This is a genomic window from Paraglaciecola sp. IT1134 (genome assembly GCF_058068185.1).
The window spans coordinates 3,087,891-3,101,832 of the sequence record NZ_CM176486.1; the positions used below are offsets into that span (position 1 = coordinate 3,087,891).

General features: G+C 42.5%; 6 protein-coding genes and 2 pseudogenes. 2 read left to right on the plus strand and 6 right to left on the minus strand.

Annotation, left to right across the window (positions count from 1 at the left end):
- Positions 1 to 31: 31 nt before the first annotated feature.
- The 3 genes from AC3RV5_RS13500 to AC3RV5_RS13510 all read right to left on the minus strand — a co-directional run bounded on the left by AC3RV5_RS13500 (position 32) and on the right by AC3RV5_RS13510 (position 3,403).
- Positions 32 to 550: a polysaccharide biosynthesis/export family protein gene (locus tag AC3RV5_RS13500; RefSeq protein ID WP_489728155.1), complete on the minus strand. Its 519-nt coding sequence runs from the start codon at positions 548 to 550 to the stop codon at positions 32 to 34.
- A gap of 72 nt (positions 551 to 622) precedes the next feature.
- The gene (locus AC3RV5_RS13505) at positions 623 to 1,816 is read right to left on the minus strand and encodes an outer membrane beta-barrel protein (protein ID WP_489728156.1); all 1,194 of its coding nucleotides are present in this window, start codon (positions 1,814 to 1,816) and stop codon (positions 623 to 625) included.
- 183 nt (positions 1,817 to 1,999) lie between these two features.
- The gene (locus tag AC3RV5_RS13510; protein WP_489728157.1) at positions 2,000 to 3,403 is read right to left on the minus strand and encodes an undecaprenyl-phosphate glucose phosphotransferase; all 1,404 of its coding nucleotides are present in this window, start codon (positions 3,401 to 3,403) and stop codon (positions 2,000 to 2,002) included.
- A gap of 462 nt (positions 3,404 to 3,865) precedes the next feature.
- Here AC3RV5_RS13510 and AC3RV5_RS13515 point away from each other — a divergent pair.
- Positions 3,866 to 4,695 (plus strand): annotated as a pseudogene (locus AC3RV5_RS13515) (ISAs1 family transposase); the annotation flags it as partial.
- A 172-nt stretch (positions 4,696 to 4,867) separates the two neighbouring features.
- Here AC3RV5_RS13515 and AC3RV5_RS13520 read toward each other — a convergent pair.
- The 3 genes and pseudogenes from AC3RV5_RS13520 to AC3RV5_RS13530 form a co-directional block, all read right to left on the minus strand.
- Positions 4,868 to 6,268 (minus strand): hypothetical protein, encoded by a 1,401-nt coding sequence (locus tag AC3RV5_RS13520; protein WP_489728158.1) that lies wholly within the window; start codon positions 6,266 to 6,268, stop codon positions 4,868 to 4,870.
- A gap of 524 nt (positions 6,269 to 6,792) precedes the next feature.
- Positions 6,793 to 7,038, minus strand: coding sequence for a hypothetical protein (locus AC3RV5_RS13525; RefSeq protein WP_489728159.1), 246 nt, complete (start codon positions 7,036 to 7,038; stop codon positions 6,793 to 6,795).
- A pseudogene (locus tag AC3RV5_RS13530) lies at positions 7,031 to 8,122 on the minus strand (ISAs1 family transposase). The gene AC3RV5_RS13525 and the pseudogene AC3RV5_RS13530 overlap by 8 nt, the downstream one beginning before the upstream one ends.
- 1,083 nt (positions 8,123 to 9,205) lie before the next feature.
- Here AC3RV5_RS13530 and AC3RV5_RS13535 point away from each other — a divergent pair.
- Positions 9,206 to 13,849, plus strand: a complete 4,644-nt coding sequence (locus tag AC3RV5_RS13535; protein ID WP_489728160.1) for an endo-1,3-alpha-glucanase family glycosylhydrolase — start codon at positions 9,206 to 9,208, stop codon at positions 13,847 to 13,849.
- Positions 13,850 to 13,942: the final 93 nt, after the last annotated feature.

Here is a 13,942-nt window from a genome sequence, read left to right on the forward strand (position 1 = left end):
TCATTCTTTATACCAATCTATTTAGATTTTCTTAAAAAAAACTTTCGCCGATGGTGATCACATCACCCGGCTTCACATTATCACCAAGCGTCACCTCTCGGATATCAGGCTTAGCGCTGTCATTTACCAATGAAATCGCAGATTTCGAGGCTCTCTCAGTGAAACCTCCAGCTAATGTCACCGCCTTTTCCACTGTTAAGCCTTGCCTAAACGGATAACTCCCTGGATTTCGGACTTCGCCAGTTATGTAAAAAGGGCGATACTCAGTTATCGTCACAGTCAAATTAGGCTTTTTTAAGTAGTCTTGCATTAACAAGCCAGTTATTTTTTTTTCCACTTCCGCAACAGTCAAATTAGAAACAACAACCTGACCTAACAAGGGCATAGAAATAGTGCCGTTGGCACTAACCCTAACTTTTTTTAAATTAAGATCTAGTTCATTAAATACAGTGACCGAAATTTCGTCATCTGTTGCTAATCGATAACTATCAATATCGTCAGCACAGACATTCGCTGACCATACCAACAAAATACCGATACTGAATGCCAAGATGGCTCCTAAACACTTCATTTACTTTCCCTTATTTTCCCTTACTCTCAATTAACCAAACTACCCTGTGATTTATTCAAATGTACTATTTAACGATAGCTCCAATACATTAGCGTTAAATTCAAACAACTCAATATCTGACTCTCTTTTTTGGTGACGGTAATCTAACTGTATTACCAACCAGGAATTTAGCCTCTGCTTAACACCGATCTCTATATTTGTAAGGTGGTCTGTTCTATTTAAAAGTGAGGTGATTTCTTCTTCTGATTTGAAATAACCAGCGATGAACTCTGTATGAGGGGTGATCTCATGTTCAAGTGCCAACGAATAAGAGGTCTTTAGAAAACCACCTACACCGAGCTGTGCCGATTCTGTTGTCGCTCTTCGTGCGCCAAAATTAATTTTAGTATAGCTATAGGGCGACCAATCCATATTTAGAACATACGTTAGGCCCGATACATTATTGAACTGCTCTGCATCATAATCTTTGTTTTGATAGCCAATTTTGAAAGTACCATTGGTCTTTGCTGTCGCTTGCCATTCCACGCCCACAAAATAGCTATTTTCATCATTAGATTGATCAGCAAATTGAAGCTCTGATGTGTAATTAAAAGCAGCTACCCTCGCTTCAAATAACAATCGTGTATTTACTCCAAAATTATAGAACATGGTACCTATGAATGTGTTGCGATCGACGTTTCTAAATTCTTGTTGGTTATTGTTGTAGGCCCTATTATCAAAATCAAAAGAAAATACAATCTGACCTTTACTTTGACCTGAGCCATAATAAAACTTGGCCAGTGCACTTTTGCTTAAAATTTGAGTAAAGTCGTCAGCAGCAAAAGTCAACTCAGAGTTAGTCGTTCCTGGTTCTTCTATTTTGTCCTGGTAAGATAATCCGAATTCACTGTTAAAACGGTAACTATGGTCAAACAGTGCCGTCAATTTTAGACTATGATCAGTATAATTCAGTTTGCTGTTGTCTGAATAAGAAGTAAACCTTCCGTCGTAACCGAAAGAAAACTGATGTTTACCATACAAAGACATGAGGTTTACTTTGGGTAAAAATTTGATCATACGATCAGAAACGGGTGAGTTGCTGCGCAATAGATTATCATCATAACCAGCTGAAACGCCTGCATTTAACGACAAACCTTCCCGCGTTTGAGCGCTAGCGCTCATCTGGTTAAGCAATGCTATGACTAAGCAGTATGCCAATTTTACCGCCATCATGAACGCTGCGGTTTGTCCTTCACTATTCGTCACAAAACGTCCTCTTTGTCATACGCGAACATCTTTTTTATCCAGCCTTATTCTTTAATCAGCTATCATTCTCAGATTCAGGAGTAATATTGCCCCCTAAGTGAGCGACTTGCCCCCCTATATCCTAATTAATACTAAAAGTGCATTTCATTGCTTAATTCATCACCTAACCTTTGGCTAATTTGTTTAATAAGCGTTTTTATCAATAAATGAGCGAAAAATGGTATAAAAAACTATTTTAACGTCCATCCATAGGGACCATCGGCGAATGTAGTCAAGATCGTATTTAACCCGCATTTCCATTTTTTCGATTGTGTCTGTTTCACCACGCCAACCGTTAATTTGTGCCCACCCCGTAATACCTGGTCTAATTTTGTGGCGTAGCATGTAATAATGTACGGCTTTTCGATACTCTTCATTGTGAGCAACCGCGTGGGGTCGTGGCCCGACAACAGACATTGTGCCTTGCAATACATTAAAAAATTGCGGAAGTTCATCAAGCGATGTGCGGCGAAGAAACGCCCCTACTTTGGTGAACCGCGAATCATTCCTAGTTGCTTGAGTAACAATATTTGAGTTCTCTGTCGTTGTCATTGAGCGAAACTTCCATACTTTAAACTCTTTCCCGTTAAGGCCATAACGGCTTTGTTTGAAGATAATTGGCCCTTTTGATGTAATTTTAACGGCAATGGCTATAACAATTAATGGGACAGAGATCAGCATTAAAACAATGCTCGAAATAATAATATCTTCTAAACGTTTAATTAAAGCGTAGGAGCCTCGCAGGGGATTGCAATACACACTAATGGTTTGAATTTCGCCAACATATGCCATTGAGGAACTCATAATACTGAAAAGAAATAAATTAGGCACAAGCTGAACATTGGCTGTCGTATCGCCAAGTAATTGTAGAATGGTTTTTAAGCGTTCATCAGCCGTTAATGGCAAAGCTATGTAAATCACATCAAATTCATTTAAACGCGCATGGTCTATACCATTAGTAACCTTACCTTTAAGTAGTCCATGACTCATTTCTGGCAAACGTTTTGCATCTCGGTCATCATAGATAGCATTTAAACGATACCCAATTTGTGGATTGTCCAATATTTCTTGAGCAAGAAGTAGCCCTTCGTTTGTTAGGGCTATAATGGCTACACTGCGTGTATTCATGCCTTTACTGCGAATGTAACGTAGAAACAAAACAAAAAAGCATCGCCAAGAAACTAATATTATTACCGTTAGAACAAACCAAGTAGAGATTACCGCTCTGGAAATTTCAATGCTGTTTTCACTCAAAAAGGCATAAAGCAAAACAAAAACAAAAGAAAATGACCAAGATAATAAAGTATAAAAGATTGTTTCTATAAATAAGCCATCGCGCCATGAGCGATATAATGCGAACATTTCAGCAAAGATAGAAAAACCAATGATAGAAATGAGGAAAAGGATAAAAATTTCTTGTGAATAGCCTGTTTGAAAAGCGGACAAGACTAAAACCAAAGAAAATTTTATAAAAACGAGATCTGTGAGCCGATAAAAAGTGGCGAATTTATTGGTGTGACTTTCAATAATACCGTTTTTTTGCAACATGTTATATTTCCTTATAACCACATTTTACAAACACTATGTGTACTACAATATTTTGTTGAGTATTAAGTTTTCCGTTATTGAGTATTTTACTATTTCACAATCCTGACAAAGGTACGACAATATCGAACAAAACTGCAACCCAAGCTAAATATTTGTCTAAAAAAACATGCTTGATAACGACAAAAAATGTTAGGGAAAATTGTTATATATCCTTAATTCCAACATTGAAACTTTAGTTAACACCTACTTATTTCTTTTATTCTCTCTCTAATTTTTAATACGAGCAAAATGCATGCCGACTAAATCAAACTATTGTATTAACTAGATTTAATCTGACTTTCACTACAAACCCTACCATTCCCGAAAAAATGCTGCTCTAAATTATGGCGCGCTCTACCCATTATAGTGCAGGATCTTCCTTAGGCAATTAAAAAAACTGTATATGCAAGGCGATGTTGGCAGTCTGAGATATATGATTATGCTGAAGGTCATCATGACTGGTTCAAGCAACAGGGTTTTCTTATGGATGGTGTGCCGGTCGATGACACGAATGCCCGTATTATCTCTAAAATTGAACCTAAGCAGTATCAATAATGCTTTATTAAATGGATGCAGGCGGTGCACCAGGTGACAGAAGGCGAAGTGGTGATGGGACAGCTTAAAACCGAACAAAAATCGAATAAAATTACCACCATCCCAACACTCATTAAGCTGCTGGAGGTACGAGGTGCGCTGGTCTCCATTGATGCGATGGGCTGTCAAACAAAGATAGCGCAGCAAATAGTTGAGAAAGAGGCTGACTATTTGCTCGCCGTATAAGGTAATCAAGGCCAGCTACATCAAGCGCTTCAAGATGCGTTTATCGATGAGCGAGCGACACCCCTGGGTGGATTAGCGATAGAAAAAATCATGGCCGTGTAGAAGCCCGCGTGCAATATGTCAAAGATGCCAGCGAATTGGCGAGCACCTTCCCCCAGTGGCCTAAGTTGCGCAGCATTGGCTTGAGTATCGGGTTTCGTCAAGTAAAAGGTAAAGCGCCACAACTGGGTTATCGGTATTACATTAGCTGTGCCGAGCTGAGCGAAAAAGCGTTAGCCGAAGCCGTACATGCCCATTGGTCAATCGAAAATAGTCTGCACTGGGTATTGGACGTTGGCTTGGGAGAAGACCCATGCCAAATTTATCACCAACACGGAGCCGAGAATTGGGCAATGTTAAGGCAACTCTCTCTAAATATGCTCAGAGCAAAGCATTCAAAAGGCAGCATCAGTGCAAAACGCAAACGAGCATAGATGAAACCAACCTACTTAGAGGCTGTTTTAAAAGCGGGATTTAGCGAAATGTGTAAAAATTAAGCACTCATGCGGTTGCCCTGCAGTGCCACCCGCTAAGACAACAGGTTTCATTTTCATTCCTTAAAAGCTCAAACGACTTTAATCATATTTAATATAAGTGCTTAGATAGCTAATGCCTTATATAAATTAGTGGTTTAAAATAGTTAATGAAGAGTAAAAGTAAAATAGCGACAAATAGAAAACCCACTACAGCCATTAGGCTCCCTCTCAAAAAATAAACCTGATAGCAACAAAAGTAAAAATAAAAAATAGCGGGTAAAGCGCTTGTGCGATACAAATAGATGTTTTGTATTTTTTTATAAATCAACCCCAGTAAAAACATACCTATGGAGACGGCTATTAACCTGCCATCTAAATAGAACTCAGTTGGCAATGGAGCGGATAAATTTAAGAATTCATATTCCATATCAGAAGCGATTTTTTCTCCCGCAGATTTTAATTTCCCTGGCCAAAAAACTCTAGGAACAAAAAATAAAAGTGAGGAGGTAGTTTGCTGGCCATAAAATGGATCGATTTTTTCACTTAGATAAACAGCATTCATTTGTTGTTGGAAAGCATCGAAGTCTTGGCTGGACGCTAATTCTCCTTTTGGATCAATATTATTAATTGCTTCTATAATATTTCCGTCCATGGTATTTCTATATACATCCATGATTGGGAAAATGGCGACTAGTATGCTTACGTTTAACAAAAACCAAGCAGCTGTCCTAGCTTTATTAAACAATGAAAAATACAGTAATAGAGAACTTAAGAAAATAGCGCCCACCCAAAATCTAGGTGTTGATATTGGATTGTTTACCACACCGACTATGATGAGAAGGAATAATATTAACCAAACGCTAAATATTATATTTTTTCGATTGGCCTTTCTTTTTATTTGATAGACAAGATCGTAAACAAACAATAACATGATTATGACAGGTGGGACTCTAAGTATTGCCGATAGTATAGATCTTAGGCTACTATTCGAAATTGTAGAACTTATAGCGGCTGAGGCTTCATTTCTTGCTAAAAATATTGTAGAGACACCAACAAAAGAAAGACCTATAATCGTGCATAAGACCGCGCCTCCAAATAGTAAGAATTTGCCACGATTTGATAATAGAGGCTCTGCAATATTTTGCTCCACCTTTAACGATGAGCTGCGAATACAAATATATCCAATTTCAAAAAATAGCAATGATAATAAAGTTACCCACCATGCTTCCGTTATATATTGTTTGCTGTATCCCCCCCCCCAAGGAAATGCCCCGCTGAGTATTTGAATTAGTGGCGCAATAAGTAGAAAAACATAAAAAAACACAAGTAAAGACGCGTACAGGAAGTCTTTCCCTCTAAACCAAAAAAGTACCCCTATGACATAAGCAAATAGAAAAAATGCAAGCCATGCAGGCAAAATAACCTCTTCTAATTGCAGTAAAAGGTATGCAGGTATAAATAAAAGCACCAAATAGGCAATACAGTATCTGAGGCTAAGTTTTTCCTTAGTTACTTTAATTTTCAATTCCATATCACACTCTATATCCATATTGGTATTGATATCATTATTAAAAACTTATATTTGCGTATAGGAAGATAAACGCTATTCCTTATTTATACAACAGATTTGGATAGTGAACATACTGACTTCATATAACTGGAAATGAGCTATTTGTAAAGAAAATGTCTGACGAAAAATGCAAAACGAAATGATTAACAGCTGGATGACCAGTGCTTTTTATATTCGGCTTACAATACCATCAGTAAAGCAACCCTGCCCTCAGTAAAATGCTTATTGCTGTTGCGCACGCATGGGCAGAATTAAATTATATGGTTTGGCTACCGCTGACGGTTACAATCTATTACCCAGGTGTAACAGGACTTTTGGTTGGTACGGTTTGTCGGGCTCATTATTATCTTTCCTGATTACCTATGATCCTCAGCATAGCTGCAAAGCATTGCCCTGAAAGTCTTATTAACAGAGGCCATCAACTGTATCAGAACTCCATGCTAGTTCAGGAAGCCTATCGTTTACTTTGATTAAACCCTGTAAATTCAAAGCTTATAGCGATTTTTACTGCACAGTGACTGAGCCTTGTGGGTAATCGGGTTATCTTTTGATGATAAGTTTGGACTGTTCTTTCCGCGTTGTGAGGTAATTATTGCCGCTATAAGGCTAATATTGCCGCAAAGATACTGTAAAATCGCGTCGGGTTTATCCAACGCCGCTGGAGTTAATGCGGCGAGTTGGCAGCCACCTTTCAAGCAAAGCAGGTCTCCACCTTGCGCAATATTAACCAAACAATAATTCCGTCCTGAAATCTGAACTCCAAGCGGCAGCGCGTCGTTTGGCGGCCATGCTGTCTTTCTTGCCTTCATGTTGCTTTATCACGCCCAGACAGGCGCGATTGAACAGCGCCAGATGAGCCGCACCTGTTGGGTCAACCACCTTGAGTTCATCTTCTCGAAACACCATCCAGCACCCAATGTAATTGATTCTCGACCGCCCAATGCTCTCTTATAATTGTTGCGGCTTGTTCGGCATCAAGCGGTAATGAGCTAACATACCAACGTGATGAGCAGGCGTTGACGCCGTTCACGCAGCGCTCGCTGGCGACCTCAATTAGGGTACGAATGTGTGGCCACTTCTGCTTTAACTCTTTTGGCAATGTGGCATCCAACTGCATCACCGTGCGCTTTTCTTGGCGTCCGTGTCCACGATTTTCTTGCTCGAAGATAGCTAAATCCGGGTTATCATACTACTTGGCAAAACAGGCTCGGGTATGTTCGCTCAGAGCCGGTTGATTGCCCTTCAATTGAATAACGAAGTCACCTTTGCCTTTGATCACCGTTTCCATCGTCTGGGCCTGACAATGCAGCGCATCCAAGGTGACTACCGCATTATCTAATGCCAGCGACGCAATCACCTGGCGTGCGACTTCACCTTCGGTGCCTTTGCTGTTGGAGCGATCCTGATAGAGCGCCATCCCTCTGCCGACGTCAAATGCGCTGACCACATGCAGATCCTGACTGGTTTCCTTGCGCCACGCTCCGCGCATGGTTTTACCATCTAAGGCGATGATTTGTTTGCCTTCATGCTCGCGCCGCTCATTTATTCACCCAAAAACCGCTTGGGGCAGCACCTCTGTATCGAGTGCTTTGATAATGGCTGCAATGCAATGTCGCCGAGGAATACCCTGCTCAAATTCACGATGAAGCCGCAGCCACTCAAGCTGACTATCACCAACTCTTGAATGGACTTCCACCCCGTCGCGCCACTGAGAACAGCAGACAAGGTGAGAAAAATGACATCCACGAGGTTGTGCTTTAAATTGATGTCGTGACGATGGTCGGCAAAGATTTCCAAGTAGGTAATGAGGCTCATAATGGTCTTTGCCGATGATAAAAACCGACCTGATCACGCAAAGCAATAAGAGTTCTCAGATTTTATATATCAATAGATAATCAATCTGGGGAATCTTATATCAAAAAGTTAAGAATCTGCCTTGCCTTTCAAGTTAATTGTCGCTTAATACATACGTAACGGTTGGTCTATCGTAAAGTCTTACTGAATATTAGATGTTAAGTTGGGAGAAAACTAATGCCACATTCATATCCAATACGGTGCCAAGAATTGGGTAATGTTACGACAACTCTTTCTATACATGCTCAGAGCAGAAACTACAAAATGCAATCGAGCATGGATGAAACCAATCGTCTTAGAGGTTGTTTTAAAAGCGGAATTTAACCAATTGTGTGAAAATTAGACACTCGTGCTATTACCCTCTATCTGAGCTATAAGTTAATTTCACTGCGATGTGTCAATATTTTTACGCTCTCTATTATCATCATCAACACCACAATTCTAACCTCTGCCATATTGTTGACTTATATACATTTATATAACCTGGTCTATTTTTTGCTTAAACGGCACTAAGGGATTTTGCATAAATTTTAAAAAATCGTTACTGGTTGATTATTAAATAGTGCCGATAGCATTAATGAAAGAACAGGTTTAATTAGAATGAAAAGTTTAACTGCCCGCTTATGAGTCATTTCACACGTTAGCCGCAACAAAATTTAACCCGTCATTTGAAACAAAACAATGGATTTTTTTTCGACCAAGGTCGCCAGAAAATATTCGTTACGAGTTGATCAATAAAGGAATTTTTACGTCAGATGTCGCAGCAATTTAGGCTCGTGAAATACAAAGAAGCAGGCTATTAAAACGATTGTATCGTGAAAGAAGCGATTGAAATCCGACTAATTTCATAATGGTCAATTTGCAGAAATCTGCACATCAATGAACCAAAAATTAAAATATCTTTTTATAACATGAGGATGTTCTTTGTTAATACCAATGTATCGCTTTACAGATTTTACCACTGGTAAAAAATCTATTTAATGCACACCAACGAAGCTCATTAATTTTATTAGAAACAAATTGCAACCAAGAGGTATGTAAGTAGTGTCAAATTTATTTTCAAGTTCAATAATCGTTGCCGTATCCACATTTTTGATTAGCGGTGATGCTGAAGCCAGCACGCTGATCAATGGCAGCTTCGAGTCGCCAATCGTGAGCGACAACAACAGCCGATATCAATATTATTCCGGCAACGAAGTACCAGGCTGGCAGATTGCTGGTGATATCGATCTGATCACCAACTCAGTCTGGCCTTCGCCCGACGGCAACCAGCAACTCGATCTGAATGGGACGGGACCCGGCAGTATCACCCAGAGGGTATCTGACCTAGTCGCAAATGGAACCTATACGCTCAGCTTCGATTACGCACGGCATGCTTCAGGTGCGAGCGGCCTGAGAACAATGAACCTGTTCATCAACGGCCAACTGCTTGACTCGTTGTCGACATCCTCTCCTACACCAAATTACCTGTCGACCAGCTACCAGGTTCTGGCCACGAACGCAGGCGATCTCACGGTGATGTTTGAATCAACGTTCTTAAACGGCGATACCGGCATGATATTAGATGACGTCCGACTCGTCAGAAATGAGAATACCTCGCCTGTCATCTCGCCAATACCAAACCAGAGTTCACTCGAAGGGCAGACGATTGCACTTCAAATACTGGCAAGTGACACCGACAATGATCTCCTGACCTACTCGGCCCAAAATCTGCCCCAGGGCTTGTCAATTGACAATCAGACCGGCTTGATAAGCGGCTCCTTGGGCATTGGCTCGGCAGGTACCTACTCGGTGACCCTGACTGCCTCTGACGGCAACGGTGACGTGACAGACCAACTGATCCAGTGGATCATAAAAGTTGGCGGCGCGGTAATAAATGGCAGCTTCGAGTTGCCAATTGTCAGCGACAACAACAGTAAATATCAATATTATTCCGGCAACGAATTACCGGGCTGGCAGATTGGGACTGACATAGATCTGATCACCAGCCTGGTATGGCCGGCACATGAAGGTAACCAGCAGCTCGATTTGAACGGGATAGGTCCCAGCAGTATCACGCAGACCGTGTCCGACTTGGTCCCAAGTGGAACCTATACGCTCAGCTTCGTGTATGCCCGGCATGCTTTCGGAGCCAGCAGTCCCAGAACAATGGATGTGTTTGTTAACGATACGCTGCTCGACTCCTTGTCAACCACATCACCGGCGCCGAACTATCTGCCGGCAAGCTACCAGGTAAAGGCCACGAGCGCAGGCAACATTAAGATGATGTTTGCTTCAACGTTCTTAAATGGCGGTACGGGGATGGTGCTGGATGACGTGCAACTTGTGCGGGAGAACGCCGGCGATAATAACTCGCCTGTCATTACACCGATAGCTGACCAGAGCTCACTCGAAGGGCAGACTGTTACGCTGCAAGTCCTGACCAGTGGTGCCGACAACGATACCCTGACCTACTCGGCCCAGAGCCTGCCACCACCATTATCTATCAACAGTCAGACCGGCTTGATAAGCGGCACCCTGGATATCGTCTCAGCAGGTACCTACCCGGTGACCCTGACCGTCTTGGACAGCAACGGGGGCGTGGCGAACGAATTGTTCCAGTGGAACGTCGCGATAGTAGACGTTAATAGCCCACCTGTCATTACACCGATAGCTGACCAGAGCTCACTCGAAGGGCAGACTGTTACGCTACAAGTCCTGACCAGTGATGCCGACAACGATACCCTGACCTACTCGGCCCAGAGCCTGCCACCATCATTATCTATCAACAGTCAGACCGGCTTGATAAGCGGCACCCTAGAGACCGTCTCAGCAGGTACCTACCCGGTGACCCTGAAAGTATTGGACGGCAACGGGGGTGTGGCGAGCGAATTGTTCCAGTGGCGCGTAGCCACAGTAGACGTTAATAATCCACCTGCCATTACGCCAATAGCTGACCAGACCTCGGTCGAGGGGCAGACTGTTAGGCTGCAAATACTGGCAAGTGACACCGACAATGATCTCCTGACCTACTCGGCCCAAAACTTGCCCCAGGGTTTGTCAATCGACAATCAGACCGGCTTGATAAGCGGCTCTTTGGGCATCGGCTCAGCAGGTACCTACCCGGTGAGCTTGACTGCCTCTGACGGCAACGGTGACGGAACCGACCAACGGTTTCAGTGGGGCGTAGGCATAGTCGGCGGCACACTGATCAATGGCAGCTTCGAGTTGCCCTTAGTTAGCGACAACGGTAGCAGATATCAATATTACAGCGGCACCGAAGTACCGGGCTGGCAGATCAGCGGTGACATCGATTTAATCACCAGTCTGGTCTGGCCCGCGCCTAAAGGCAACCAGCAGCTCGATCTCAACGGGAAGGGTATTGGCAGCATAACGCAGACTGTATCTGGCTTGATCGCAGGCGAAACTTATAAGCTGAGCTTCGAATACGCCAGGCATGCTTCAGGTGCAGGTGAACCGAGGACAATGGACCTGTTCGTCAACGGTACGCTGATCGACTCGTTGTCAACGACCTCACCAGCGCCTAATTATCAGTTGGCAAGTTACCAGGTAAAGGCTACGGAAGCGGGCGATATCAATATAATGTTCGATTCGACGTATTCGAAAAACAGTACCGGTATGGTCTTGGACGACGTACGCTTGGAAGATTTTACGCAGAAGGCTGCAATCTCTGAACAAATGCCTCAGGCTGCAATCTCTGAACACTTTCTGCCCTCGGATCCTACTGTAAACGAAGATGCCCAAATAGCATCCAAAAAGGTCTTTGCTCACTACTTCACTCCCTACCCTCAGTCGATTAATAATAAAATGCCAGGAGAAAATTACTACGACCGTAATTATCTAAACCCTTATGGTGAAAATAACAAGTTTTTGCGTGGCGGCGGGTTACTCAGACAACGTCCGCTTTATCGGGCTCCCTTTGCTGGTGATTCCGAATGGCGTGTTACCGATGCACGATTCCAGGTCAGACAAGCAGCGGCTCTTGGTTTAGATGGTTTTTCAATGAATATCCTTTCCACCAGTGGTGCCAATTGGGATCGTCTTCTGCGCACCTACGATGCCGCGGAGGAACTCGGGAATTTCAAAATACTGATAATGCCCGATATGAACGCCGTTTTTAAAAACAGTCCAGAGCGATTTATTCCTACTATTCAAGCGCTTGACAAAAGGAAGGCGTCTTATCGTTTAGATGATGGCCGTTTGGTCATCGCTCCTTACTTAGCAGAAAACCGGTCTCCCGCTTGGTGGAAACAAACTCTGGATAAACTAAAAGCCTTAGGCATTAAAGTTGCGCTAATGCCTTTATATCAGGGCTGGGACTCTGATTTAGCTGCATTCAAGGAACAGGAGCCCGCTGCTTTCGATGAATACGTCTACGGCGTGTCTGATTGGGGACCAAGAACCCCCACCGCTGCATACGGTCTTATAAACCACCCCGGTCGTGCACAACAAGAGGGTATTAAATGGATGGCATCTGTTTCTCCCCAGGACAGCCGAGCTAAAAACCCTAGTTATACAGAGGCCGGCAACAGTGAAAATTACAGAGTCATGTGGGAAAGTGCTATCAAGGGCGGAGCTGACTGGGTGCAAGTCATTACCTGGAATGATTATTCAGAGACGACAGAAATTACACCATCTTCACAAACCGGCTATTCGTTTTACGACCTGACTGCCTATTATATTGATTGGTTTAAAACCAACCAAAAACCTAGCGTAGTGCGTGACACCATGTATGCATTCTATCGGGAGAACAGCACTAATACAGTCTTATCCGGCAGTGTGCAGACCAAAGCCTATGTATTGGTCAATGGAGAGTCTGCACGAAATGAAATAGAATTATTGGCATTCTTAACAACGCCAGCCACGCTGGAAATTAAAATAGCGGATAAAACGTATCAACAAACCGCAGCCGCTGGTATGACTAGCTTCAAAGTACCTTTGCAGGAAGGAACGCCTACATTTAGAATAATGCGAGATAATAAAATAATTCAGGAGATGGCCGGCCGGGTGGCTATTAACAACAATACCGTTGATGTTCAGGATATGACCTACCATGGTATGAGCAGTAGCCGATTACCAATTAGTCAAAATACCCAGCATTTAAGCTGGCCACAAAAGCTGAACACTGACAGCAAAAGCTCAATCAACAACGCGGACACACAATCTCCTTTTGCCAGAAATAGTAATGCTCTTTCTACAGAATTTGCTTTTGATGGACAGCAAGCAAATAGTGGTTTTGTTTATCAATTTTTAACATTGCCTGATAATTCATTAACCTCTATTGGATTTGACATCAATTTGAAAGATGCCTGCCTATTTGAATCTAACCTGGTGCTAAATCTGGCCGATAGCAATGGAAATACAGGCGGGGTGTTAGCGTTGTGCAATACTGATAATACGACGACTGAACTGGTCAACCGCTCGAGTTCTGGAGATGAAATTCTAGCAGGAACAAGTCTTTTACCTAATTCATGGTATCAGATAAAAATCACCGCTAAAAGTGGAGCCTCTGGTCAGGATGTTTATGATTTATTGATGACCCGACCAGATGGCTCAAACGTTGCGCATCAAAATTTGTTTTTCGAAAACGATGTTAATGGGCTTGGCAGTATTCAATTGATACTTGAAAATAGTGATCATACAGAAGTAAAAATCGCGATTGATAATGTTTATGTAGGGGAGCAATAAGCAAATCAATTGAGACCGTCTGAAACATGAGAGGATCTATGTTTTAGACGGCTCTTTCTGCACATTTATTTTAAAACAAATAATCTCTACGGG

Excerpts from the sequence above, each read along its gene's own strand:
- AC3RV5_RS13510 (WP_489728157.1), bottom strand. The coding sequence starts at position 3,403 with ATGTTGCAAAAAAACGGTATTATTGAAAGTCACACCAATAAATTCGCC.
- AC3RV5_RS13520 (WP_489728158.1), bottom strand. The coding sequence starts at position 6,268 with ATGGAATTGAAAATTAAAGTAACTAAGGAAAAACTTAGCCTCAGATAC.